Source organism: Streptomyces endocoffeicus (assembly GCF_016741935.1).
Classification (GTDB): domain Bacteria; phylum Actinomycetota; class Actinomycetes; order Streptomycetales; family Streptomycetaceae; genus Streptomyces; species Streptomyces endocoffeicus.
This window is the reverse complement of record NZ_JAERRG010000011.1, coordinates 223028-248686: the sequence shown is the minus strand read 5'-3', so window position 1 is coordinate 248686 and position 25659 is coordinate 223028. Positions and strand designations below refer to the sequence as shown.

Annotated in this window: 21 protein-coding genes; 8 read left to right on the top strand and 13 right to left on the bottom strand. The window is 72.6% G+C overall.

The genetic code is table 11. The features are described from left to right. The first annotated feature begins 19 nt into the window (after positions 1–19). The 4 genes from glpK to JK364_RS27035 all read left to right on the top strand — a co-directional run bounded on the left by glpK (position 20) and on the right by JK364_RS27035 (position 4796). Positions 20–1567: a glycerol kinase GlpK gene (gene glpK / locus JK364_RS27050; protein WP_201853915.1), complete on the top strand. Its 1548-nt coding sequence runs from the start codon at positions 20–22 to the stop codon at positions 1565–1567. A gap of 3 nt (positions 1568–1570) precedes the next feature. Then, positions 1571–3184, top strand: a complete 1614-nt coding sequence (locus tag JK364_RS27045) for a glycerol-3-phosphate dehydrogenase/oxidase (protein ID WP_201853914.1) — start codon at positions 1571–1573, stop codon at positions 3182–3184. 322 nt (positions 3185–3506) lie between these two features. Then, a complete protein-coding gene (locus JK364_RS27040) occupies positions 3507–3977 on the top strand; it encodes a hypothetical protein (protein ID WP_201853913.1) in 471 nt (156 codons plus the stop codon). A 147-nt stretch (positions 3978–4124) separates the two neighbouring features. Beyond that, entirely contained in the window at positions 4125–4796 is a 672-nt protein-coding gene (locus JK364_RS27035; RefSeq protein WP_044577825.1) for a FadR/GntR family transcriptional regulator, read from the top strand. 367 nt (positions 4797–5163) lie between these two features. On the opposite strand, the gene JK364_RS27030 is transcribed toward JK364_RS27035, so the two are convergent. The 7 genes from JK364_RS27030 to JK364_RS27000 all read right to left on the bottom strand — a co-directional run bounded on the left by JK364_RS27030 (position 5164) and on the right by JK364_RS27000 (position 13034). Further along, entirely contained in the window at positions 5164–6015 is an 852-nt protein-coding gene (locus JK364_RS27030; RefSeq protein ID WP_201853987.1) for an amidohydrolase family protein, read from the bottom strand. A 26-nt stretch (positions 6016–6041) separates the two neighbouring features. Further along, positions 6042–7049, bottom strand: a complete 1008-nt coding sequence (locus JK364_RS27025; protein WP_230992536.1) for an aldo/keto reductase — start codon at positions 7047–7049, stop codon at positions 6042–6044. Between the two features lie 16 nt (positions 7050–7065). After that, positions 7066–8100 carry an ABC transporter permease gene (locus JK364_RS27020; protein ID WP_037956487.1) on the bottom strand — a complete coding sequence of 345 codons (1035 nt, stop codon included), beginning with the start codon at positions 8098–8100 and terminating at the stop codon, positions 7066–7068. Continuing rightward, complete coding sequence (locus JK364_RS27015) at positions 8097–9683, bottom strand: sugar ABC transporter ATP-binding protein (RefSeq protein ID WP_201853912.1); 1587 nt, start codon at positions 9681–9683, stop codon at positions 8097–8099. Before JK364_RS27015 ends, JK364_RS27020 begins: the two co-directional genes overlap by 4 nt. Before the next feature lie 2 nt (positions 9684–9685). Then, on the bottom strand, positions 9686–10720 hold the full coding sequence (locus JK364_RS27010) for a sugar ABC transporter substrate-binding protein (protein WP_201853911.1): 1035 nt from the start codon (positions 10718–10720) through the stop codon (positions 9686–9688). A gap of 116 nt (positions 10721–10836) precedes the next feature. After that, the gene (locus JK364_RS27005) at positions 10837–11613 is read right to left on the bottom strand and encodes an SDR family NAD(P)-dependent oxidoreductase (RefSeq protein WP_201853910.1); all 777 of its coding nucleotides are present in this window, start codon (positions 11611–11613) and stop codon (positions 10837–10839) included. After that, complete coding sequence (locus JK364_RS27000; RefSeq protein ID WP_372461995.1) at positions 11610–13034, bottom strand: enolase C-terminal domain-like protein; 1425 nt, start codon at positions 13032–13034, stop codon at positions 11610–11612. Before JK364_RS27000 ends, JK364_RS27005 begins: the two co-directional genes overlap by 4 nt. A 218-nt stretch (positions 13035–13252) precedes the next feature. Between JK364_RS27000 and JK364_RS26995 the strand changes: the two genes are divergently transcribed. Next, on the top strand, positions 13253–14470 hold the full coding sequence (locus JK364_RS26995; RefSeq protein ID WP_201853908.1) for a PAC2 family protein: 1218 nt from the start codon (positions 13253–13255) through the stop codon (positions 14468–14470). 191 nt (positions 14471–14661) lie between these two features. Here the strand turns inward: JK364_RS26995 and mshC are convergent, their stop codons facing one another. From mshC to JK364_RS26975, 4 genes are all read right to left on the bottom strand, one after another. Beyond that, positions 14662–15891: a cysteine--1-D-myo-inosityl 2-amino-2-deoxy-alpha-D-glucopyranoside ligase gene (gene mshC / locus JK364_RS26990; RefSeq protein ID WP_201853907.1), complete on the bottom strand. Its 1230-nt coding sequence runs from the start codon at positions 15889–15891 to the stop codon at positions 14662–14664. A 312-nt stretch (positions 15892–16203) separates the two neighbouring features. After that, the gene (locus JK364_RS26985; protein ID WP_201853906.1) at positions 16204–17112 is read right to left on the bottom strand and encodes an SCO1664 family protein; all 909 of its coding nucleotides are present in this window, start codon (positions 17110–17112) and stop codon (positions 16204–16206) included. Beyond that, the gene (locus JK364_RS26980) at positions 17076–17666 is read right to left on the bottom strand and encodes a DUF3090 domain-containing protein (protein WP_201853905.1); all 591 of its coding nucleotides are present in this window, start codon (positions 17664–17666) and stop codon (positions 17076–17078) included. Before JK364_RS26980 ends, JK364_RS26985 begins: the two co-directional genes overlap by 37 nt. Positions 17667–17789: 123 nt before the next feature. Beyond that, positions 17790–18485, bottom strand: a complete 696-nt coding sequence (locus JK364_RS26975) for a histidine phosphatase family protein (protein ID WP_201853904.1) — start codon at positions 18483–18485, stop codon at positions 17790–17792. Between the two features lie 99 nt (positions 18486–18584). Between JK364_RS26975 and corA the strand changes: the two genes are divergently transcribed. After that, complete coding sequence (gene corA / locus JK364_RS26970) at positions 18585–19577, top strand: magnesium/cobalt transporter CorA (protein ID WP_201853903.1); 993 nt, start codon at positions 18585–18587, stop codon at positions 19575–19577. Between the two features lie 75 nt (positions 19578–19652). On the opposite strand, the gene JK364_RS26965 is transcribed toward corA, so the two are convergent. Next, positions 19653–20483, bottom strand: coding sequence for a ferritin-like domain-containing protein (locus JK364_RS26965; protein WP_201853902.1), 831 nt, complete (start codon positions 20481–20483; stop codon positions 19653–19655). A gap of 264 nt (positions 20484–20747) precedes the next feature. Next, complete coding sequence (locus JK364_RS26960) at positions 20748–21797, bottom strand: LLM class F420-dependent oxidoreductase (protein ID WP_201853901.1); 1050 nt, start codon at positions 21795–21797, stop codon at positions 20748–20750. 127 nt (positions 21798–21924) lie between these two features. On the opposite strand from JK364_RS26960, the gene JK364_RS26955 reads away from it, so the two are divergent. Together JK364_RS26955 and JK364_RS26950 are read left to right on the top strand one after the other, a co-directional pair. After that, positions 21925–22905, top strand: a complete 981-nt coding sequence (locus JK364_RS26955; RefSeq protein ID WP_201853900.1) for an aldo/keto reductase — start codon at positions 21925–21927, stop codon at positions 22903–22905. A 218-nt stretch (positions 22906–23123) separates the two neighbouring features. Then, complete coding sequence (locus JK364_RS26950; protein WP_201853985.1) at positions 23124–25550, top strand: helix-hairpin-helix domain-containing protein; 2427 nt, start codon at positions 23124–23126, stop codon at positions 25548–25550. Positions 25551–25659 lie beyond the last annotated feature (109 nt).

The window sequence follows — 25659 nt, the reverse complement described above, 5'->3', positions numbered from 1 at the left end:
CGCAGGAGAGCAGCAGATCATGACCGACACCCACACCACCAGCGCCTCGTCCCACGGTCAGGGACCGTTCATCGCGGCCATCGACCAGGGCACCACCTCCAGCCGCTGCATCGTCTTCGACCGCGACGGCCGCATCGTCTCGGTGGACCAGAAGGAGCACGAGCAGATCTTCCCCAAGCCCGGCTGGGTGGAGCACAACGCCACCGAGATCTGGGAGAACGTCAAGGAGGTGGTCGCCGGCGCCATCGCCAAGGCCGAGATCACCGCCGTCGACGTCAAGGCGATCGGCATCACCAACCAGCGCGAGACCACCCTGCTGTGGGACCGCAGGACCGGTGAGCCGGTGCACAACGCCATCGTCTGGCAGGACACCCGCACCGACGCCCTCTGCCGCGAGCTCGGCCGCAACGTCGGCCAGGACCGCTTCCGCCGCGAGACCGGCCTCCCGCTGGCCTCCTACTTCGCCGGTCCCAAGATCCGCTGGCTGCTCGACAACGTCGAGGGGCTGCGCGAGCGGGCCGAGGCGGGCGACATCCTCTTCGGCACCATGGACTCCTGGGTCATCTGGAACCTGACCGGCGGCGTCAACGGCGGCGTGCACGTCACCGACGTCACCAACGCCTCCCGCACCCTCCTGATGAACCTGCACACCCTGGACTGGGACGAGAAGATCCTGACCTCGATGGACATCCCGGCCGCCGTGCTGCCGCGGATACGCTCCTCCGCCGAGGTCTACGGGCACACGGCCGAGGGCGTCCTGGCGGGCGTGCCGGTCGCCTCCGCGCTCGGCGACCAGCAGGCGGCCCTGTTCGGCCAGACCTGTTACTCCGAGGGCGAGGCCAAGTCCACCTACGGCACCGGCACCTTCCTGCTGATGAACACCGGCGAGAAGCCGGTCAACTCCTACAACGGGCTGCTGACCACCGTCGGCTACCGGATCGGCGACGAGAAGCCGGTCTACGCCCTGGAGGGCTCGATCGCGGTCACCGGTTCGCTGGTGCAGTGGATGCGGGACCAGATGGGCCTGATCAACAGCGCCGCCGAGATCGAGACCCTCGCGAGCTCGGTCGAGGACAACGGCGGCGCGTACTTCGTACCCGCCTTCTCGGGCCTGTTCGCCCCGTACTGGCGGTCCGACGCGCGCGGTGTGATCGCGGGCCTGACCCGCTACGTCACCAAGGCGCACATCGCCCGCGCCGTGCTCGAGGCGACCGCCTGGCAGACCCGCGAGATCGTCGACGCGATGACCAAGGACTCCGGGGTCGAGCTCACCTCGCTCAAGGTCGACGGCGGTATGACCTCCAACAACCTCCTGATGCAGACCCTCTCGGACGCCCTGGACGCCCCCGTGGTGCGCCCGATGGTCGCCGAGACCACCTGCCTCGGCGCCGCCTACGCCGCCGGTCTCGCCGTCGGCTTCTGGCCGGACACCGACGCCCTGCGCGCGAACTGGCGCCGGGCGGCCGAATGGACCCCCCGAATGGACGCGGACGTCCGCGACCGCGAGTACAAGAGCTGGCTCAAGGCCGTGCAGCGGACCATGGGCTGGATCGAAGACGAGGAGTAATCAATGACCACCCTGCAGAGCGTTCCGTCCTCCCTCGGAACGCACCCGGCTGCCGGTTCGAACCCGAGCCGAGCCGAAACCCGGGAACAGCTCTCCAAGGCGACGTACGACCTCCTGGTGATCGGCGGCGGCATCCTGGGCATCACCACTGCCTGGCACGCCGCGCAGTCCGGGCTGCGGGTGGCGATGGTGGACGCCGGTGACTTCGCCGGTGCCACCTCCTCGGCCTCCTCCAAGCTGCTCCACGGCGGCCTGCGCTACCTCCAGACGGGCGCGGTCAAGCTGGTCGCCGAGAACCACTTCGAGCGGCGCGCGGTCTCCCGTACCGTCGCCCCGCACCTGTCCAACCCCCTCACGTTCTACCTGCCGGTCTACAAGGGCGGTCCGCACGGCGCGGCCAAGCTGGGCGCGGGCGTCTTCGCCTACTCGGCGCTCTCGGCCTTCCGGGACGGCGTGGGCCATGTGATCGGCGCCGAGCGGGCCGCGCGCGACGTCCCCGAGCTGCGCACCGAGGGCCTCAAGGCGGTCGCGGTCTACGGCGACGGCCAGATGAACGACAGCCGCATGGCCCTGATGACGGTCCGGGCGGCCGTGGAGGCGGGCGCCACCGTCCTCAACCACGCCGAGGTCGTCGGCCTGCGCAAGAACGACGGCCGGGTCGCCGGCGCCGAGCTCAGGGACCGCACCGACGGCACCGAGTTCGGGGTCGGCGCCCGTCTGGTGCTCAACGCCACCGGCCCCTGGGTGGACCATCTGCGCCGGATGGAGGACCCGGGCGCGGCGCCGTCGATCCGGCTGTCCAAGGGCGCGCACCTGGTCCTCAAGCGCACCTCCCCCTGGCGGGCGGCGCTGGCCACCCCGATCGACAAGTACCGCATCACCTTCGCCCTCCCCTGGGAGGACATGCTGCTGCTGGGCACCACGGACGAGGAGTTCGAGGGCGACCCGGCCGATGTCGCGGTCAACGAGGCGGACATCTCCCAGATCCTGGACGAGGCCGCCTTCTCCATCCGCGACCAGCAGCTCTCCCGCGATCTGATCACCTACTCCTTCGCGGGTCTGCGGGTGCTGCCCGGCGGTCCGGGCGACACCGCCAAGGCCAAGCGGGAGACCGTGGTCACCGAGGGCAAGGGCGGGATGCTCTCCATAGCCGGCGGCAAGTGGACCACCTTCCGCCACATCGGCCGCACCGTGATGCAGAAGCTGGCCGAGCTGCCGGGCCGTCCGCTCGCCGACGACATGGAGCCGGTCAAGCTGCTGCCCCGGCACATGCCGCTGCCGGGCCTGGCCAATCCGCACGCCGTCGAGCACCGGCTGCTGGTGGACGGCGGCACCCCCGGTCCGCGCATGGCCGCCGACACCGCCCGCCATCTGGCGACCCATTACGGCTCGCTCTCCTTCGACATCGCCCGGCTGGCCGCCGGCGACCCGGCGCTCGCGGAGCGCGTCCACCCGGACGCCCCGGAGATCTGGGCGCAGGTCGTCTACGCCCGGGACTACGAGTGGGCGCGCACGGCGGACGACGTGCTGCGCCGCCGCACCACCCTGACCATCCGCGGCCTGGACTCCGAGGACATCCGGAGCCGGGTCGAGGATCTGCTGGCCAAGCGACCCTGACCCCCGCGGGGCCGCCTTCCCAGGTCCGGGCGGCCGGGTGAGAGGAAACGTCTCCTCACCCGGCCGCCCGGACTGCTCATTGCCCCCACCCGCCCCGCGGAGCGCGGCCGGAGCCGTGCCGAGATCCCGCGAACTCGCCGTGCTTCGGGGGCAGTTGGCGGCCGGTCCGCCGCGAGCCGCGAACTTACTCGCGCGTTAAAAATCAGCTGAATCGCTCTTGCCTTCTTCGGCGGTGCGCGCATCAATGACATTCGCCCGTGGATGACGGGCGGGAACCCCCCACACATCAGCCGCACTTTCCCCCACTCCGGAAGGCAATCCCATGAGACGGATCAAGCTCGGGATCAGCACGGCAATGGGAACAGCAGCACTGGCCGCCGGCGCGCTGGCGCTGGCACCGACCGCGACCGCGGTCACCCCCACGACCGCCACCCTCACGGCCGACTGCGGGACGTACGGGTCGGGCCTGGCCAGCCTGACCGCCACACAGAGCGGCACCGCCGCGACCATCACCCTGTCCTCGGGGGCGATCAAGGCCCCGATCGACGTTCCGGCGGGCTCGGTGAGCTCGACGCTGACGCTGTCGAAGAAGGGCGGCGGAACCAAGACCTTCACCGGCAACTCCAACCCGGCGATCCCGACCGGCTCCGATGTGACCACCGGCCCGCTCAAGGGCACGGTGGCCGCGGGCGACGTCCTGGAAGCCAAGTCGCTCAAGCTGGTCATCTTCGGTCTGATCACGGTGAACTGCACCGCCACCTCGCCGCAGTCCCCGGGGCCGTTCACCTTCTGAGCCATCCGATGAACCGGCCCTGAGCCCGCTTCGGGCCCTCCTGGTAAAAGGTCACAGTGGACCGGCGGCGTCCCCGGCAGACGCCGCCGGTTCAAGCACGTCATAATGGACCTGATACATCGGATGTTTGGCCCGGGGAGGTCCACCATGGCGGTCACCGACGAGGCGATCGAAAAAATCAAGGGCATGATCGTCTCGGGTGCGCTGCGCCCCGGTGACCGGCTCCCCAAGGAGAGCGAGCTGGCCGCCGATCTGGGGCTGTCGCGCAACTCGCTGCGCGAGGCCGTCCGGGCGCTGTCGCTGATCCGGATCCTCGACGTACGGCAGGGCGACGGCACCTATGTGACCAGCCTCGACCCCCAGCTGCTGCTGGAGGCGCTGAGCTTCGTGGTGGACTTCCACCGCGATGACACCGTGCTGGAGTTCCTGGCGGTGCGGCGAATCCTGGAGCCCGCGGCCACGGCGCTGGCCTCCACCCGGATCAGCGACGCCGAGCTGGACCGGCTCCAGGAGCAGCTGGACGCGCTCGGGCAGGAGCCGTCGGTGGAGGAGCTGGTCGCCTGCGATCTGGAGTTCCACCGCGGCATCGTCCAGTCCTCGGGCAACTCGGTGCTCTGCTCGCTGCTCGACGGGCTCTCCGGGCCCACCACCCGGGCCCGGGTGTGGCGCGGTCTGACGCAGGAGGACGCGGTCAGCCGCACCCTCCACGAGCACCGGGCGATCCTGGCCGCCCTGCGGGACCGTGACGCGGAGGCGGCACGGTCCTGGGCGACGGTGCACATCGCGAGCGTGGAGCAGTGGCTGCGCTCCACGCTGTGAGCTCACCGGGGCTCCGCCCCGGCCCCCGCCGGGGGCTCCGCCCCCAGACCCCGCCCGCGGGGCCGGGGGGCGAGCTCGCCCCCCGGCCCCGGGTGAAGCCCTGCCTCGCGGCGGAGCCGTGCACCGGGTACTGCGGGGGTGCGGTGGGGGTGCGGTGGGGGGCCTTCCGCTACGGGGTGTCCGGCGGATCTTGCCGCCTGCGGCGGATCTTTCCCCTCCCCGCCCCTTCCCGAAACTGGGGCTCCGCCCCAGACCCCGGGGCCCAGGGGCGAAGCCCCCCACGCGGCGGAGCCGCATATCGTCAGGTGTCGGGAAGGGGCGGGAGGGGAGCAGCCCGCCGCAGGCGGCAAGATCCGTCGGACACCCCCTAGGTTCCCAGACCGTAGGCGCGGGCCGCGTTGCCGCCGAAGACGGCGGCGCGCTCGTCCTCGCCGAGCCGGAGGACGGCCCGGTCCGCGAGGGCCACCACCTCGTCGTAGGTCGCGGCCAGGACGCACACCGGCCAGTCGGAGCCGAACAGCACCCGGCCGGGCCCGAAGGCGTCCAGGACGTGCCAGGCGTACGGAAGCACCTGCTCGGGCTTCCAGCCGTCCCAGTCGGCCTCGGTGACCAGACCGGACAGCTTGCAGTCGACGTTCGGCAGCGCCGCGAGCGCGGCCAGCTGCCACGCCCAGGGGTCGCGCTCCCCGCTCGCCACGGGCGGCTTGGCGGCGTGGTCGAGGACGAAGCGCAGCTGCGGCAGCTCACGGACGGCGTCCACGGCCGCGGGGAGCTCGCGCGGGGTGACCAGCAGGTCGTAGACCAGCCCCGCGTCGGCCACGGCGGCCAGCCCGCGGCGGGCGTCGTCGCGGTCCAGCCACCGCGGATCCGGCTCGTCCTGCACCTGGTGGCGCAGGCCCACCAGCCGGTCACCGCCGGGCCCGGCGGCCAGCTCCGCGAGCACCTCGCCCACCCCCGGGTCGGTGAGGTCGGCCCAACCGACGACGCCCGCGATCCGGTCCGACCCACCGGCCAGGGCGAGGAGTTCCCGGGTCTCCTGCACGGAGGAGCTGGACTGGACGACGACGGTGGCGTCGATCCCATGGGCGTCCAAGTGCGGGGCGAGGTCGCCCGGGGTGAAGGTACGGCGGATGGGCTCGGCCCACGCGCCGTCCATCCACGGCTGCTCACGGCGGGTCAGGTCCCACAGATGGTGATGGGCGTCGATACGGCGCGGCAAGGGCACTCGGGCACTCCTCGGGTGGTTCAGACCGGCAGCGGGATGTCGTCGTCGAGCAGACCGCGCCGGACCAGGGCCTGCCACAGCTCATCGGGGATGTCGTGGGCGAACAGCTCGGCATTGTCCCGGACTTCGGCCGGGGAGGCGCAGCCGACCACCGCCGCGGCCACCGCGGGGTGCCCGAAGGGGAAGCGCAGCGCGGCGGCCCGCAGCGGCACCTGGAACTCGGCGCACACCTCGGCCAGCCGCCGGGCCCGCGCGAGGAGTTCGGGCGGCGCCTGCTGGTAGTCGTAGCGGGCCCCGGGGGCGGGGTCGGCGAGCAGCCCGGAGTTGTAGACCCCGCCGACCACCACGGAGGTGCCGCGCCGCTCGCACACCGGCAGCAGATCGTCGGAGGCGGTGCGCTCCAGCAGCGTCCAGCGCCCGGCGCACAGCACGACGTCCACGTCGAAGTCGGCGACGAACCGGGCGAGGAGGTCGCTGTGGTTCATGCCGAAGCCGATGGCCCGGACGAGCTTCTCCCGCTTCAGCTCGGCCAGCGCCGCGAAAGCCGTCTCATAGACCTCGGGGACGTGGTCTTCCGGGTCGTGGAGGTAGACGATGTCCACGGCGTCGACCCCGAGCCGCTCCAGGGAGGACTCGAGGCTCGCGCGGATGCCGTCCCGGGTGAAGTCCCACTCCCGGACCCGGTCGGGGGTGTCGGCGAACCCGTCCGCCTGGACGGGCTCGCCGGGGGCGCGCGGCCGCAGCCGCCGCCCCACCTTGGTGGAGAGCGTGTACCCGGCGCGGTCGCGCCCGGCCAGCACCCGCCCCAGCCGCTCCTCGGACAGCCCGACGCCGTAGTGCGGCGCGGTGTCCATATAGGTGAGGCCGGTGTCGAACGCCGCCCTTACGGTGTCCAGGGCGCGCTCCTCCGGCACCGCCTCGTAGAGATTGGCCAGCGGCGCGCAGCCAAGCCCCAGGGGTGGTACGCGCACCCCCGAGCTCCCCAGTTCGCGCGGGCCGCTCGGTGCCCGTCCGCCGTCGACCGCCATGGTTTCCTCCCGGCTCTCAGTCCTGCTTCTCGCCGCTGGCGTAGCGGGAGATGATCAGCGCGACGATGATGATCGAGCCGTTGATGAACTGGTTCCACAGGGGCGGTACCCCGCCGAGGGTCATCACATTGACGACCAGCTGCAGCGTCAGCACGCCGGTGAGCGCGCCGAAGAGGGTGCCGCGGCCGCCCTTGAGGCTGATCCCGCCGATGACCGCGGCGGCGAACACCTGGAAGATCCAGCCGTTGCCCTGGGTCGCGGCGACCGAGCCGTAGTGGCCCGTGTACAGGATGCCCGCGAAGGCGGCCAGCAGTCCGCCGACGCTCAGCACGATCCAGGTGATCCGGTCCACCCGGATGCCCGCCGCGCGCGCGGCCTCGGGGTTGCCGCCGATCGCGTACAGCGAGCGTCCGTGCCGCAGATAGCCCAGCGCCAGGCCGCCGAGGGCGTACAGCCCCAGGCAGATCCACACGGCGGCGGGCACGCCCAGCCACTCGGCCTTGCCGAGGTAGCGGAAGGACTCGGGGACGTTGACGATCGACTGGCCCTCGGCGATGCCGACCTGGAGTCCGCGCAGCATGGTGAGCATGCCCAGGGTCGCGATGAAGCCGTTGACGCGCAGTTTGAGCATCAGGAAGCCGTTGGCCGCGCCGATCAGCGCCCCGACCGCCAGGCACAGCGGTATCGCGGTCCACACCGGCAGCAGTCCCAGGCCCTCGAACCGCGCCCCGTGCTCGGGCAGCACCAGCCACAGGGCGATCACCGGCGCCACGGCGATGGTCGACTCCAGGGAGAGGTCCATCCGCCCGCTGATCAGGATCAGCGCCTCGCCCAGCACCAGCAGCCCCAGCTCGGTGGACTGCTGGACGACCCCGATCAGGTTGTCCTCGGTGAGGAAGGCGGGCGAGACGATGAAGCCGATCACCCCGAGGACGAAGATCACGGGGACCAGCGACAGATCGCGCCAGCGCGCGATGTCGATCCGCGGCCGGCCCCCCGCCGGGTCGTCAGCCACCGCCTCGGCGGTCCGCTGCCGTGCGGTATCGGTCATGTCTGCCTTCCTTCTGTGCGGTCTTCGGTGTCCCCCGCCGTGCCGTTGGTGCCCGGCTCCGTGATGCCCTCCATGGCGGCCACGAGCTGACGGTCGCTCCAGCCGCTGCCGAACTCGGCGACCACCCGCCCGTGGAAGAACGCCAGGATCCGGTCGCAGACCCGCAGATCGTCCAGTTCGTCGGAGACGATGACCGCGCCGCTCCCGGACGCGGCCACGTCCCGTACGACGCCGAGCAGCGCGTCCTTGGACTTCACGTCCACCCCGGCGGTCGGCCGGATCGCGACCAGGAGGCTGGGCTCACGGGCCAGCGCCCGCGCGATGACGACCTTCTGCTGATTTCCGCCGGACAAACCCGAAACGGGCTGCGAAGGTCCCGAGGTCTTGATGTCCAGGGAGGTGATCATCCGCTGGGCGAAGGCGCGGGTCCGGGAGGGCAGCACCGTGCCGTAGGGCCCGAGCTGGTCGGTGACGGTCAGGGTGGCGTTCTCGGCGACGCTGCGGCCCAGGACCAGGCCCTGGTCGTGCCGGTCCTCCGGGACGTAGCCGATGCCCGCGTCGATGGCATGCGGCACGCTGCCGGGGCGCACCGGCCGGCCGCGCACCGACAGCCGCCCGCCGACCGGTTTGCGCAGCCCCACCAGGGTCTCGCCGACCGCCGTGTTGCCGCTGGCCGTGGCCCCGGCCAGGCCGAGCACCTCACCGGGGCGCACCACCAGGTCCAGCGGGTCGAACTCGCCCTCCAGGGCGAGCCCTTCGGTGCGCAGCACCGGCTCCCCGTCCGGGTCGGCCTCCTTACGGGCGACGGGAGCGCGGACGACGGCCCGGGAGTCGCCCTCGGGCGCCCCGCCGTCGTCCCCGGTCATCGCCGCCACCAGCTCCTCCTTGGGGAGGCCGGCGACCGGGGCGGTCAGCACATGGCGGGCGTCGCGGAAGACGGTGACGGTGTCGCAGAGTTCGTAGACCTCTTGCAGATGGTGCGAGATGAACAGGAAGGCGACCCCCTGCCGGCGCAGCTCCAGCAGCTTGGCGAAGAGCCGGTCGATACCGCTCGCGTCGAGCTGGGCGGTGGGCTCGTCGAGGATGATCAGCCGGGCGCCGAAGGAGAGCGCGCGGGCGATCTCCACGAACTGCCGCTGCTCGACGCTGAGATCCTTCGCGCGCGCTTGCGGGTCCACCTCCACGCCGTACTCGGCCAGCAGCGCGCGGGCGTCCTCGCGCAGGGCGCGCCAGCGGATGCGCCCCGCGCCCGGGAAGCGGTTGAGGTAGAGGTTCTCGGCGACCGTCAGGTCCGGGACCACCATCGACTTCTGGTAGACGCAGGCCACCTTGCGCTGCCAGGCGGCGGTGTCGCCGTAGCCGGGGGCGGGCTCGCCCGCGAAGGTCACCTCGCCCTCGTCCGGGCGCTCCATCCCGGTCAGGACGGACACCAGCGTGGACTTGCCCGCCCCGTTGCGCCCGACGAGCGCATGGGCCTCCCCGGGCCGCACCGCCAGCCGGGCCTGGTCCAGGGCGACGGTGGGCCCGAACCGTTTGACGACGCCCTGGGCCCGTACGACGGCGGGCTGCTCGGCCTCGGCCATGGTCACTTCTTCTCGAGCTGGTTGGCCCACAGCTTCTTGTCGTCGACGTTCTCCTTGGTGACCAGCGGCGCCGGGAGCTGGTCCTCCAGACCGTTCTCGATCTTGACGATGTTGGAGCCGTGGTCGGTGGGGCCGGGTTTGAACGTCTTGCCGTCCAGAGCGGCCTTCGCGTAGTTCAGGGCCCACTGGGCGTAGAGGTCGGCGGGCTGGGAGAGCGTGGCGTCGATCTTCCCGGAGCGGATCGCGTCCAGCTCCTCGGGGATCCCGTCGTTGGAGATGATCGTGATGTGCTTGGCCGAACCGGCGGGCTTCAGCAGCCGCTTCTGCTCCAGCAGCGCGAGCGTGGGCTGCAGGAAGGCGCCGCCCGCCTGCATGTAGATGCCGTTCACGTCCTTGTGCTGGGCCAGCAGGCTCTGCAGCTTGGCGGAGGCCACATCGCCCTTCCAGTCGGTGGGCAGCTCATGCACCTTGATGCCGGGGTACTTCTTCTTCATGCAGGAGGCGAACGCCTGTGAGCGGTCCCGGCCGTTGATGGAGCTGAGGTCGCCCTGGAGCTCGGCGATCCGGCCCTTGCCGCCCAGCTTCTCGCCGAGGTACTCGCACGCCTTGGTGCCGTACGCCCGGTTGTCGGCGCGCACCACCATGTAGACCTTGCCGGAGTCGGGCCGGGTGTCCACGCTGATGACGGGGATCTTCTTCTCCTCCAGCTGCTCCAGGGTGGAGGTGATGGCCCCGGTGTCCTGGGGCGCCATGATGACCGCCTTGGCGCCCTGGTCGGTGAACGCCTGGACGTTGGCGACCAGCTTGCCGATGTCGTTCTGCGAGTTGGACAGCGGGAGCGCGGAGACCGTGCCCTTGTCGATGCCCTTCTCCAGATACTGCTGGTAGGAGTTCCAGAAGTCGGTGTCCGTCCGCGGCATGTCGATGCCGACCTTGCCGCCGCCGGCGCCATTGCTCTCTCGGTTGCAGCCGGTGAGCGCTGCGACGGCCAGCAGCACGGCGCAGGCGGCGGTGCCGGTGGTGCGGAGTCTCGTCATCGAGTCCCGTCCTTGGTCGTTCCTGGGTCGAGTGGTGCGGATGGTGCCGGCCTCGGGCGGAGGCGATTGTGCGGTTGTCTCAAGCGGCCGGGCGGTTGTCCAGGCCGGGCGGTTGTCTAGGAGGAGGCGGGGCGCAGCCGCAGCCCCTGCATCCCTCCGTCGACGGCCAGCGCGGTGCCGGTGACGGCCGCGGCGGCGGGGCTGGCGAGGTACGCGACGGCGGCGGCCACCTCGTCGGCGGAGACCAGCCGTCCGGTGGGCTGCCGGGCCTCCAGGGAGGCGCGCTCGGCCGTCGGGTCGGGGGCCTGGTCGAGCAGCCGGCCGACCCACGGGGTGTCCACGGTGCCGGGGTTGACGCAGTTGACGCGCACCCCTTCGCGGATGTGGTCCGCCGCCATGGCGAGGGTCAGCGACAGCACCGCGCCCTTGCTGGCGCTGTAGGCGGCGCGCTGCGGCAGCCCCGCGGTGGCGGCGATCGAGCAGGTGTGGGTGATGGAGACGGCGCCGGGCCGGTCGGCCGCGGCGGCACGCAAGTGGGGCAGCGCGGCCCGCGCGGTGCGGACCAGGCCCAGCACATTGATGTCCAGCAGCCGGTGCCACTCCTCGTCGGAGTTGTCCTCGACGCTGCCGATCGCACCGATGCCCGCGTTGCCGACGACGGTGTGCAGGGCGCCGAACTCGGCCACGGCCGCGTCCACCGCGGTCCTGACCCCCTCGTCGGAGGTGACATCGGCCTTGAGCGGCAGCGTGCCGTCCGGGGCGCCCGACGGATCGCGGTCGAGCACGGCGACCCGCGCGCCCCGGTCGCGCAGCGCGGCGGCTATGGCGGCGCCGATACCGGAGGCGCCGCCGGTGACGAGCGCGGCCAGCCCTTCGAAGTCGCCGGTGGTCACTGGTGGTCCTCCTGAGGCTGTGCGGGTGCGGACGGTGCCGGTACGGGCTGAGCCGGTACGGGCTGTGCGAGGCGGGCCCGCCATTCGGGCCCGTCCGGATAGCGGTAGGCGGCGATCGACTCTGGGTACATACGGGCGGAGAAGCCCGGCGCGGTCGGAGTCCGGTAGCGGCCCGACTCGATGACCACGGGATCGGCGAAGTGCTCGTGGAGGTGGTCGACATACTCGATGACCCGGTCCTCCCAGCTGCCCGAGACGGCCACGAAGTCGAACATGGCCAGGTGCTGGACGAGTTCGCACAGCCCGACGCCGCCCGCGTGCGGGCACACCGGGAGTCCGTACTTGGCGGCGAGCAGCAGGATTGTGAGGTTCTCGTTGACCCCGGCGACCCGTGCCGCGTCGATCTGGACGAAGTCCACCGCCTCGGCCTGGAGCAGCTGCTTGAAGACCACGCGGTTGGCGACGTGCTCACCGGTGGCGACCTTGACCGGCTGTCCGGCGCGGATGGCGGCGTGGGCGAGTACGTCGTCCGGGCTGGTGGGCTCCTCGATCCAGTGCGGGTCGTACGGCGCGAGGGCGCTCATCCAGCGCACCGCCTCCGCCACGTCCCAGCGCTGGTTGGCGTCCACGGCGATGCGTACGTCCGGGCCGACCGCCTCGCGTGCGAGCCGCATCCGTCTGAGGTCCTCGTCCAGATCGGCCCCGACCTTGAGCTTGATCTGGCCGAAGCCGTCGGCGACGGCCTCCTGCGCCAGCTTGATCATTTTCTCGTCGGAGTAACCGAGCCAGCCGGGCGAGGTGGTGTAGGCGGGGTAGCCCCGCTCGCGCAGCCGCGCGGCGCGCTCGGCGCGGCCGGGCTCGGCGGCCCGCAGGATGGCGAGCGCCTCCTCCAGGGTGAGCGCGTCGCTGAGGTAGCGGAAGTCGACCAGCTCGACCAGTTCCTCGGGCGACATCTCGGCGAGGAACTGCCACAGGGGCTTTCCGGCCTGCCGGGCGGCGAGGTCCCAGGCGGCGTTGACCACCGCACCCGCGGCCATGTGCATGACGCCCTTCTCGGGCCCGAGCCAGCGCAGCTGCGAGTCATGGGTGAGCTCACGGTGCAGGGCGGCGAGATCGGCCGCCGTCAGCGGCGCGGGGCGGCCCACCACATGGGGGCGCAGGGAGCGGATGGCGGCCGCGGTGACATCGTTGCCGCGGCCGATGGTGAAGACGAAGCCGTGTCCCTCGGAGGCCGCCGCGCCCTCCCCCGCGTCCGTGCGCAGCACGACATAGGCGGCGGAGTAGTCGGGGTCCGGGTTCATGGCGTCCGAGCCGTCGAGCTGCTCCGAGGTGGGAAACCGGATGTCATGGACCTCGAGCTCGGTGACGGATGGACGCTGACTCAATGGGGGCTCCCTGAAACGATGCGCGAGAGAGAACATCGGACCTTTCGCGATGATCCGATGTATAGCGCTGTCCTAGGGGTTTCGTCCAGAGGTGCGTGCGAACTTTCGAAGGACAGATCGGATGAATCTCTGAGTACTCCTGGACAGGGGCTGCGGCCGGAGCCCCGGAAAGCCGTAGGCTTGGGTGGCACGCAATGGGAAACTGCAGCTGGAGGCGGCACCATCCGTCCGCCCCGGTCGGAAGGAGGCGCTGGGTGATCGAGCTTGAGGGGGTTCCCGAGCTGATCGACCCGGTCATGATCTGTGCCTTCGAGGGCTGGAACGACGCCGGAGACGCCGCCTCGACCGCCGTCGGGCACCTGGACCGGGAGTGGAAGGGCGAGGTCTTCGCCTCGCTCGACGCGGAGGACTACTACGACTTCCAGGTGAACCGCCCCACCGTGGCCCTGGAGGGCGGGGTGCGCAAGATCACTTGGCCGACGACCCGGCTCTCGGTGGTCCGGGCGGACACCGGGGAGAAGTCCCGGGACCTGGTGCTGGTGCGCGGTATCGAGCCGAGCATGCGCTGGCGGTCGTTCTGCAACGAGATCCTCGGCTACGCCCATGAGTTGGGCGTGGAGATGGTCGTCATCCTCGGCGCGCTGCTCGGCGACACCCCGCACACCCGGCCGGTGCCGGTCAGCGGGGTCACCTCCGACCCGGACCTGGCCCGCAGCCTCGACCTGGAGGAGACCCGCTACGAGGGCCCGACCGGGATCGTCGGGGTCCTCCAGGAGGCGTGCGCCCACGCCGGCGTCCCGGCGGTGAGCCTGTGGGCGGCCGTGCCGCACTACGTCTCCCAGCCGCCGAACCCGAAGGCCACCCTGGCGCTGCTGAACCGCCTCGAGGACCTCATCACGGTGCGCATCCCCCTCGGCGAGCTGACCGAGGACTCGCGGGCCTGGCAGTTGGGCGTGGACCAGCTGGCCGCCGAGGACAGCGAGGTCGCCGAGTACGTCCAGTCGCTGGAGGAGGCGCGGGACACCGCCGAGCTGCCCGAGGCGTCCGGCGAGGCCATCGCCCGCGAGTTCGAGCGCTATCTGCGGCGGCGCGACGGCCAGCCCGGCCCCGCCGGCGGCCATGCGACCGAGAGCGGCGGTCTGGCGGAGGGCCGGGAGGGCGGCACCGGCGGCCCGGGTGCCCCCTATCTGCGCGACCCCTCCACAGGGCATGGGCGGCCGCGCAAGCCGTCCGCCAAGGACGAGATGGCCAAGGACGACGCCGAGGACACCGGAGGCGACGGGGACGAGGCCATGGACGTGGACGACGTCAAGGAGGCGGACGACACCAAGGAGGCCGACGGAGCCAAGGGGGCGGACGACGGCCAGGGCGCCGAGGACCGGGACACCGAGGGCCAGGACGCCTCCCGCCGCGACGAGGGCCGCACGGACCGGGGTGGCAGCGGGGACGAGGGGTCCGGCTCCGACCGGTAACCACGACCGCCGCACACGGCGCACGACGCCGCACAACGCGCGCCACACCACGCGCGCCATGTACGCCACGTAGGCCGCGCACACCACGCACGCCGCGTACGCCGCGTACGAGACAGCGAGAAGCCCGCGCCGGGAGGACCCCGGCGCGGGCTCATGCGTTCACCGTCGCGGCGCGGCGCCCCGATGTCGCGTCAGAGGGCCACGCCCAGCAGCGCGTCCACGGCGCGCGAGACCAGACCGGGCGCCCCCTCGTCCGTACCGCCGGTGGCCGACTGCGCGGCGGCCCAGCGGTCGACGGCGGCCAGGGCGGCCGGGGAGTCCAGATCGTCCGCGAGCGCCTCGCGGATCTCCTCCACCAGCGCGTCCGCCGAGGGCCCGTCGGGCCGCGAGACGGCGGCACGCCAGCGGCCGAGGCGCTCCTCGGCCTCCCGCAGCAGCCCGTCCGTCCACTCCCAGTCCGAGCGGTAGTGGCGGGCGAGCAGCGCGAGCCGTATGGCCGCCGGGTCGACGCCGTCGCGGCGCAGCGCCGAGACGAAGACCAGGTTGCCCTTGGACTTGGACATCTTCTCGCCGTCCAGGGCCACCATCCCGGCGTGCACATACGTCTTGGCGAACGGCCGCTCACCGGTGAGGACCTGGGCGTGCGAGGCGCCCATCTCATGGTGCGGGAAGGCGAGATCGGATCCGCCGCCCTGCACGTCGAAGCCCATGCCGAGGTGGTCCAGGGCGATGGCCACGCATTCGATGTGCCAGCCGGGGCGGCCGCGGCCGAGCGATCCGCCGTCCCAACTCGGCTCGCCGGCACGGGCGGCCATCCACAGCATCGGGTCGAGGGGGTTCTTCTTGCCGGGGCGCTCCGGGTCGCCGCCGCGCTCGGCGGACAGCAGCCGCATGGCCTCGGCGTCGAGCCGGCTGACCGAGCCGAAGGAGGGGTCGGACTCCACGGAGAAGTAGATGTCGCCTTCGAGTTCATAGGCGGCGCCCAGGTCGCGCAGCCGCTCCACGAGCGGCACGATCCCCGGGATGGACTCGACGGCGCCGATGTAGTGCTGTGGGGGCAGCATCCGCAGGGCCGTCATGTCCTCGCGGAAGAGGGCGGTCTCACGCTCGGCGAGGGCCGTCCAGTCGTCGCCGTTCACCTGCGCCCGCTCCAGCAGGGGATCGTCGACATCGGTGACGTTCTGGACGTAGTGCACCTGGCGCTTGGTGTCGAGCCATACGCGCTGAACGAGGTCGAACGCGTTGTAGGTCGCCGCATGACCCATGTGGGTCGCGTCGTACGGGGTGATCCCGCAGACGTAGATGCGCGCGACGGGACCGGGGGTCAGGTTGATCCGTCCCCCGGTCGCGGTGTCGTGAATGCTCAGGTCGCGGCCACTGCCGGGCAGGGCGGGAACCTCAGAAGCGGGCCAGGCATACATGCAATGAGCGTAACCGGATGCAGCGTCCGCATACGAACCGGACCAGTGGTGTTGGCCGGATGGGCGGTCTTGCGCGGACATCCGCGAGCTGCTTGAGCTGCCCGATCCGCGTTCCAGGGACTCCGGGCGGGGGCGTGACGGGCCCCACCCGGCCCCGGAACGGACGGCCCCACGGCCCCGGAGCGGGCCGGTCCACCCGGTCCGGAGCGGGCCGGTCCACCCGGTCCGGAGCGGCCTGTCCACCCGGTCCGGAGCGGCCTGTCCACCGGTCCGGAGCGGCCTGTCCACCCGGACCGGAGCGAACCCATCCGGTCAGACCGGCGGCCAGGGGATGGCGGGCCACTGGCCGCTGGGCTCGGGGTGCTTCCCCGTGCGCAACAGGGCGGCGACACGGGCCCGCAGGGCCTCGATCTCGGCCCCGGTGATCAGCTCCGCCAGCCGGGCGCTCAGCGGGCCGCCGTCGGCCAGCTCGCCCGCCAGCCGGCGCAGCACCTCCAGCACATCGTCCGGCAGCGGCTCCCCGGCCCAGCCCCACAGCAGGGTGCGCAGCTTGTCGTCGGCGTTGAACGTCACTCCGTGATCAATCGCATAGAGCCGGCCACCGGCCGCGGGCAGCAGATGGCCGCCCTTGCGGTCGCCGTTGTTGATCACCGCGTCGAGGACGGCCAGCCGGCGCAGCCGTACGTCGTCGGCGTGGACCAGCAGCGCCGTGCGGCCCTCGCCCACCTCGGCGTAGCCCACCGCCTTCCAGCCGGGGCCCGGTTCATCGCCCTCGACGAGCGCGAGCAGCTCCGCTCCCCCGATCTCCTCCGAGCCATCGCCGTCCGGCCCGCCGTCGGCCCCGTCCGGCCCGTCGGTGGCCGTCTCGACCTCCACCCAGAGCTGGCACATCCCCTGCCCGTACGGCCCGTCGCGCAGCACCGTGGGCGGCACCAGGCCCCAGCCGGTGGCCTCGGAGATCTCGTACGCCGCGACCTCGCGCTGGGCGAGGGTGCCGTCCGGGAAGTCCCACAGCGGCCGCTCCCCGGCCACCGGCTTGTAGACACAAGGGGCGCTGTGGCCCTCGTACTCGACCGTGCAGTACAGCACCGCGTTGGACGCCTCCCGGACCCGGCCGCGCACCGTCAGCTCACCGAGAGCCAGCAGCTCGGCCGGGGGCAGCAGCTCGGCCGGGGCCGGGGGCGTCAGGCTCCGCGGCGGTATCCGTTCTGGCGCGGACATACGTGTCCCTCCGGGTCGAGCGGCAGACTGCACAGCGGACAGGGCGGCCGGCCGGCGTTGACGACCTCCAGGGCGCGCTTGGCGAACGCGCGCGCCTGCGTCCCGGTGAGCCGCACCCGCAGCATGGGCGGGCCGTTCACATCGTCCTGGAGCAGCCGCTCCTCGGCCTCGGCCAGGTCCTCCTCGGACTCGGCCTCCAGCTCGACCAGTGCCTGCGCCTCGACGATCATCCGCTGCTCCTCGCCGTCCCAGGCGAGTGCCATGGTGCCGACCCGGAACTCCTCCTCCACGGGGACTTCCAGCGGTGCGATGTCGCTGAGTTCGGTCGGTGCGACGGCGGGGACCGGGGCGTTTCCGCCGGTGCGCCGCACCACCTCGTCCAGCAACTCGTCTATCCGCTCGGCCAACGCGGCGACCTGCGTCTTCTCCAACGCGACACTGGTGGTCCGGCTGCCGGCGGATGCCTGAAGGAAAAAGGTACGGCGACCAGGCAGCCCGACCGTACCGGCGACGAAACGGTCCGGCGGGTCATAGAGGAACACCTGACGGGACAACGTCCTGCTCCATTTGGTTCGACTGCTCGGCTGACTGACTGCTGACCGCTGGGTGTCACGACCGCCCGGTCACGGCTGTCACGGCGCCCTCGCACCGCGGCACCACCCTACTGCGCACAGCGATCACGGTGCTCCCGCGTCGCCGCCCACCGCCGCGTCCCCGCCGCGGTGGCCGGAGTTCTCCTCGCGCGGCGCCAGACCGGCGAAGTCCCCGGTGTCTCCCAGCCGGACGAGGAAGGGCCGGGTCGGGGTGTAACGGATCGCGGTGACCGAGCAGGGCTCGACCGAGATCCGCTGGAACAGATCGAGATGGAGTCCGAGGGCGTCCGCGACCAGCGCCTTGATGACGTCCCCGTGGGAACACATCAGATAGACCGCGTCGGCGCCGTGCTCCCGCTCGATCCGGGCGTTCCAGTCGCGCACCGCCTCGACCGCGCGCGCGTGCATGGCGCGCATGGACTCGCCACCGGGGAAGGCGGCCGCGGACGGATGCTGCTGGACGATGTTCATCAATGGTTCATCGGCGAGCTCGGCCAGCTTCCGGCCGGACCAGTCGCCGTAGTGGCACTCCCCGATCCGGTCGTCGGGGTGCAGCGGCAGTTCGGGGCGGGCGGCGAGCAGCGGGGCCAGGGTCTCCCGGCAGCGCTGCAGGGGGCTGGTGACGGCGGCGGCGAGCGGCACCCCGGCCAGTCTGCCGGGCAGCGCCGCGGCCTGGGCCGTACCGCGCTCGTCGAGGGCGACACCAGGTGTCCAGCCCGCGAGGACGCCCGCGGTATTGGCGGTGGACCGGCCGTGCCGTACGAGGATCAGCATGGGCATGGCTGCCACCCTACGACCCCTCCGGCGCCGCTCAGCGGGGATGCGCACCGATCCCGTACCGGGGGTCCCCCTGTGCCGATCGGCATCACGCGAGGCACAATGCGCAGCGTGATCGTGGATTGTGCCATCTACCGGGACGGGGCCCGCACCGAGGGACCCGCCGACTTCTCCGACGCCCTGGACGAGGCGCGCGCGAGTGGGGACGCCTTCTTGTGGATCGGGCTGCATGAGCCGACCGAGAAGGAGTTCGAGCTGGTCACCAGCGAGTTCGGACTGCATCCGCTGGCCGTCGAGGACGCCCTGTGCGCCCACCAGAGGCCGAAGCTGGAGGTCTATGACGATTCGCTGTTCCTGGTGCTCAAGCCGGTGCGGTACGACGACCGGGCCGGGACCGTCACCGCGGGTGAGCTGATGGTCTTCGTCGGTGACTCCTTCGTGGTGACCGTAAGGCACGGCGAGGCCAATCCGCTCGGCTCGGTGCGCGACCGGCTGGAGAAGATGCCCGAGGTGCTGCAGCACGGCCCCACGGCGGTGATGTACGCGGTCTCCGACGCGGTCGTGGACCACTATCTGGACGTGGCCGACGATCTGCACGGGGACCTGGAGGAGCTGGAGACGGAGGTCTTCGCCCCGAACGCGGGCGGCGGGCAGAACACCGCCGGGCGGATCTACGCCTTCAAGCGCGAGGTGATGGAATTCCGCCGCTCGGCCGGGCCGTTGGAGGAGCCGATGGAGCGGCTCACCGGCGCCGGGGTGCCGTTCGTGCACGAGGGCTCCCGGCCGTTCTTCCGCGATGTCAGCGACCATCTGACCCGGGTGAACGAGCATGTGGAGGGGCTGGACCGGCTGCTGTCGGACATTCTCTCCGCCCATCTCGCGCAGATGGGCGTGCGACAGAACGACGATATGCGGAAGATCTCGGCGTGGGCGGCCATGGCCGCGGTCCCGACGATGATCGCCGGGATCTACGGCATGAACTTCACGCACATGCCGGAGCTGAAGCAGCCCTGGGGATACCCGGCGGTGGTCGCGCTCATGGGCGGTGTGATCGCGCTGCTGTACCGCTATTTCAAGCGGCGTGGGTGGCTCTGAGGTCTTGAGGCGGGGGGCTGGTGTGGCGAGGCCGGGCTGTCGGAGTCGGACGGCCGACGTGGCGGGGCCGGGCCGTCAGACGAACTCGGGTGCCTCTGGTGCCTCTGGTGCCTCTGGTGCCGGTGCGCCGGAAGCGCTCTTCGCGGGTCCGCCCAGCGCGTTCCGCCGCTCGGGCATCCGCAGTGACACCATGCGCCGCCAGCCGCCCAGCCGCTCGTACCCGTGCAGGGCGTGGATCCCGGCCGCGAGCAGCGCGGACTTCGGCTTGGGCCAGCCGAGAAGGCGTCCCATATGGGCCATCACGGCCAGGCTGACGTCCCGGTAGACCTCCATCTCGACGAGCGCGCTCTCCCGCAGGGTGCGCTGGATGGTCCGGCCGTATCCGTCGGCGGCCAGGCGCAGCAGCTCCTCGTGGCAGTAGGCGAGGTGGTTGTCCTCGTCGTCGGCGATCATGCGCACCGCGCGGCCGAGGCCGGGGTGGTCGCCGAAGTACCTGCGCAACATCATCATCTGGGCCGAGGCGCGCTGTTCGGTGACCCGGCTATGGGCGAGGTAGACCACGATGTCGTGCTCGGTGAGCGGCTCGTCGCGGCGCAGCTTGTCATGGGCGAGGCCGATGCCGCGCGCCTCCAGGAGCATCGTGTAGTCGGTCTCGGGCGGCACCTCCATGGGCTCCAGACCGCGCTTGCGGAGCAGGGCGTTGAAGATCCGGCCGTGTTTGTCCTCGTCGGCGCCATGGCGGGCGATCTTGGGCGCGAGGTCGCGGCGGCTCTCGGGCACGAGGGCGGCGATCCGGCCGTTCTCCCAGCCTCCCTGGGCCTCCCCGCTGGCCGCGACGGAGCAGAAGAGCCGGAACGACTCGTCGTTGTCGAGGATCTCCTGGAACACGCTTCTCGCCGAGAGCATCGCCGCCACCTCCGTGCGCTTGCCGTGCGCCGCCCAGCGCTTGCCGGGCCGGCATCCACGCGCGACGAGCGCAGAAAAAGTCAACGGCCCGGCGGGGGCGGCGGCAACAGCTGGGGCACCCGGCTCGGCCGAACGGGGGACCCCTCCGGACGACGCGTCCCCGTAACCCCTGGGCGGCGGAGGCGTTGTGCTGGATGACGGCCGTGGCGGGGAAGACCCCCGAGCCCCCACCACGGCCGCAGAACTGTCCCGGTGTCGTGGCCCTCAGGCGAGCCCGGCCCGCTCCAGGGCCTCGACGCCCGCCCGCAGCCCGGCGAGCCGCTCCTCCAGCGTGAAGCCCGCGGGCGTGAGCGACAGGGTGGTGACCCCGGCCCCCGCGTACGCCTGCATGCGGTCGGCCATGCGCTCGACGGGGCCGAGCAGCGCGGTGGAGTCGATCAGCTCGTGGGGGACGGCCGCGGCGGCGCCCTCCTTGTCCCCGGAGAGGTACTTCTCCTGGATCTCGGCGGCCTCCTTCTCGTACCCCATGCGCTGCGCCAGCTTGTTGTAGAAGTTCTGCTTGGCGCTGCCCATACCGCCCACGTAGAGCGCGGTGTACGGGCGGAACTGGTCGGCGAGGGCGCGGACGTCGTCGCCGAGGGCCATCGGGACGGTGGGCACCACGTCGAAGCCCTCGAGGTCCTTGCCCGCCTTCTCGCGGCCCGCGCGCAGCGAGCTGAGGGTGGTCTCCTCGGCGTGCTCGGGATCGTAGAAGAGGACCAGGGCGCCGTCGGCGATCTCGCCGGTCTGCTCCAGGTTCTTCGGGCCGATGGCAGCGATGTACAGCGGGATGTACTCGCGCACCGGGTGCACGGTGAGCTTGAGGGGCTTGCCGGGGCCGTCGGGCAGCGGCAGGGTCCAGTTCTGGCCCTCGTGGGTCAGCCGCTCGCGCGACATCGCCTTGCGGATGATCTCCACGTACTCGCGGGTGCGGGCGAGCGGCTTGTCGAACCGCACCCCGTACCAGCCCTCGGACACCTGGGGCCCCGAGACGCCGAGCCCGAGGCGGAAGCGGCCACCGGAGAGGGTGTCCAGGGTGGCGGCGGTCATCGCCGTCATGGCGGGGGTGCGGGCCGGGATCTGGAAGATGGCGGAGCCGACGTCGATGCGCTCGGTCTGCGCGGCGACAAACGCGAGCACCGTGGCGGCGTCCGAACCGTAGGCCTCGGCCGCCCAGCAGACGGAATAGCCGAGCCGGTCTGCCTCGCGGGCGACCGCGAGGTTGTCCGCGTCCATTCCGGCGCCCCAGTAGCCGAGGTTGATGCCGAGCCTCATACCGCACCCCTTACTGATCAGTAACGTCGCTGCTCCGGGGACTCTAGCGCGCATGGCCCCGATACGTCAGGGGTGGGTTATCCACAGGCTGCCACGTGGCGCTTTGCGGCCAGTAATCTCGATGTTCATGGAGCTAAGGCACCTCGGCCGCACGGGCCTGCGCGTCTCCCGGCTCGGGCTCGGCACGCTCACTTGGGGGCGGGACACTGACGAACACGACGCCGCGGATCAGCTCAAGGCGTTCTGGGAGGCGGGCGGGACGCTCGTCGACACCGCGGATGTGTACGCGGACGGCGGCGCCGAGTACCTCCTGGGGCGGCTGCTGGAGGGGCTGCTGCCCCGGCGCGATCTCCAGATCGCGACCAAGGCGGGCAGTGTGCCCGACCCCGACCGCCGCTTCGACACCTCGCGCGGCCATCTGCTGGCCGCGCTGGACGCCTCCCTGGAGCGGCTGGGCACGGACTATGTCGACCTGTGGCAGGTGCACGCCTTCGACCCGTTCACCCCGCTCGAGGAGACCCTCCAGGCGCTCGACATCGCGGTGAGCAGCGGGCGGGCCCGCTATGTGGGGGTGTCCAACTTCAGCGGCTGGCAGCTCGCGAAGGCCGCCACCTGGCAGCTGGCCTCCTCGGGCGCGCACACCCGGCTGGCCAGTACGCAGATGGAGTATTCGCTGCTCCAGCGCGGTGTGGAGCGCGAGGTGCTGCCCGCCGCGCTCGACCTGGGCGTCGGGCTGCTGCCGTCCTCGCCGCTCGGCCGCGGTGTGCTCACCGGCAAGTACCGCCATACGACGCCCGCCGACTCGCGCGGCGCCTCCGAGCTCGCGGCGTTCGTCGAGCCGTATCTGGACGAGGAGGCGAGCGGGATCGTCGAGGCGGTCGCCATAGCCGCCGACGGCCTGGCGACCACCGCGCTCAATGTGGCCCTGGCCTGGGTCCGCGACCGCCCGGGCGTCACCGCCCCGATCGTCGGCGCGCGCAACGCCCAGCAGCTGAGGGCGGCGTTGTCGGCGGAGACCCTTAGTCTTCCGGACGAGATCTGCCAGGCGCTCGACGATGTGTCGGCGCCCGTGCACCGCTATCCCGATCAGGACTGGAGCACGCTGTGAGTACCGACCGCCTCGCCGGCGACGCCGCACCCGCGCCCGAGGAGGCCGACCCGAACCCCACGGGGCCGGCGGAGTCGGCGGACACCGGCGCCCTGGGTCCGGGCGGCCCCGGGGACCCCGCCGCCCCCGGGACGGACCCGAACCACCCCCTGGGCGACCACAGCGAGCCCGGCACCGCGGGCGCCTCCGCGGGGGCGGAGCAGAACGTCGCGGGTGTCGTGGCGGCCGCCGGGCCCGCCGAAGAGGATGGGGCCGACGACGCCGAAGCTCCTGCCGCCGACGGGAGCCCGCGCGGCGGCCCAGCGGCGGGCGGCGAGGCCGACGGCCCCGCAACGGGTGCGCAGGCCCCGCCGCCCGCCGGACGCGGCACATCCGGCGGCCCGGGGGCGGCCCCGGGCGCGGGAACCGGTGGTTCCGTACCCGCCGGGCAGGGTGAGCCCAGCGGTGCCGAGGCCAGTCCCCGTGCCGGGAGCGCCGACCGCGAGCAGGCCCTCGCCGGGCGCGGCGCATCCGGCCCTGGGGCGGGCCAGGGCGGCTCCGGGGCCGACGAACCCGGCGACGCGGAAGCCACCGCCGGAGCGAGCTCTCACGGTGACCAGGTCGGCAAGGGACGGCGGTCGGCGGCGGCTGAGGCATTGGCTGCCGCCGTACGGGCGGTGGAGAGCGGTGAGCGGTCGGCGGCGTCGTTCTTCAACGCCGCCCCGGCCGCGCGTCCGGCGGCGCCAGCCGCCCCCGCCGCCCCCGCGGCCCCCCGTGAACGGGCCCGTGCGGCGGCCCCCGCCTCCGCGCCCGCTCCCGTACGTCCGCCGTCGGCCCGTCCGGCGCATGGGCCGGGGGGCGAGGTCCCCGGCAGTGGCGACGTCCGGGAGGTGCTCGCGGCGGGCGGGGCCCCCGAGACCCTGGCCGGGAAGGTCGCCGAAACGCTCGGGGAGCATGCCGCCGAGGCGCTGCGCGAGGACCCCTGGCAGCTGCTGGCCGTGCCCGGCGTACGCCCCGACCAGGCGGACGGATTCGCCCGCTCCCTCCTCGGCCCGGCCTGCGAACCCGGCGACGAGCGCCGTGGGCTGGCGCTCACCGGCTGGCTGCTGGAGCGCGCCGCCCTCGAAGGACACACCGCGCTGGAGTCGTCCGTGCTGCGCGACGCGCTCGCCAAGGCGTCCGTGCCCGACCCGGACGAGGCGCTGCGCACCGCGATCGCGGAGGCCGCGGTGCTGGTCTTCCAGGACGCGCTCGACGCCCCGGCGGGGGCCCGTCGCCAGGCGGCCGAGGAAGAGGACGCCGAGCAGCCGGTGCGGGTGCTGCTGGGGCTGGATCGCTATGCCCTGGCGGAGGAGAGCCTGGCCGACGGTCTCGCCCGGCTGGCGAGCACCTTCGCCCCCTCAACCTTCGCCCCCGCACAGGACGACGAGGCCACGGCAGGCGATGCCGCGTGGGAGAGCGCGGCCGCGGCCGCGCCGTCCGCCTCCGCCGCGGAGCTCATCCGTACCGTCGCGGCCCACGGCCTGGTCGCCCACAGCGGTGGCGAGGCTGCGCGCGCCGAACCGGCGGCGCTGGTCGCCGCCGCCCGTGCGATGGGCCTGCGGGCCTACGCGGCCGCGCACACCGAGGACGGCAGGCGGCGGCTGGCCGCCACACTGAGCGAGACCCCGGACGCGGGCGCGGACGAGGCCCCGGAGTCCGTCTCCCCCGCCGTGACGGTCGCCGGGTTGCTGGCCGACGCCGAAGGTCCCGGACGCGACGAGGAGGGCGCGCTGGCACTCGATCTGCTCGCCGTGCTGGACGCCCCGCAGCTCGATGTGGAAACGGCCGCGATGCTGGTCGAGTCGCTGCCGGACGGCGCCCGTCTGGTGCTCAGCGGGGACCCCGGGGTGCTGTGGTCGGCCGGTCCCGGCCGGGTCTTCGCGGATCTGGTGGCGGCCCGCCGCTGCCCGCAGGTCGTCTCCCGCACCCCCGACCCGGGCCCCATCGGCGAGCTGATCTCGGGGATCGGGATCGGCGAGCTGAACCAGGTGGAGGCGCCCGACAAGGAGGTCGTGATCGTGCCGGTGCGGGACGCGGGCGAGGCGGTGCACCGCACCGTGCAGCTCGTCGCCGACTCGGTGCCCCGTGCGATCGGCATCCCGCCGGAGCAGACCCAGGTGATCACCCCGGGCCACGGCGGCGCGGCCGGCACCCGCGCGCTCAACACGGCCCTGAAGGACCGCCTCAACCCCGGCCCCGGCCGGTTCGGCGGCTTCGACCCCGGCGACCGCGTGGCGTACACCCCGGCCCCGGGCCGTACGGTGCCGGGCACCGTGGTCTCGGCGGACGCCGAGGGGCTGCGGCTGGACTGCGCGGGCACGCCGGTCGTGGTGGCGCGCGAGGAGGTCGGCGAGCTGGTGCGGCACGGCTGGGCCCTCACCGCGCACCAGGCGGCGGGAGCGCGCTGGTCCGCGGCCGTGGTGGTGCTGCCGGGCGACGCCACGGCGGGGCTGACCCGGGCCTGGGTCTACACGGCCTTCGGCCGCGGTGAGCGCCATCTGTCGGTGGTCCATGGCGCGGATGCGGCGCTGCCGCGAGCGGTGGCGGAAACCCCCTTCAAGGACCGCACCACCCGCCTGCGCGCCCTCCTCCAGGCCCAGGTCCCGCCCGCGCCCACTGGCTGACCGACGGCCCGCGCCGGGCCCCGCCCCGCGACGAGCCTCCGGCACGCCCCCGGCCCCGGACCGCCAGGCCTCACGACCAAGCGATCCGGGGCCGGGGTATGGGGCCGGG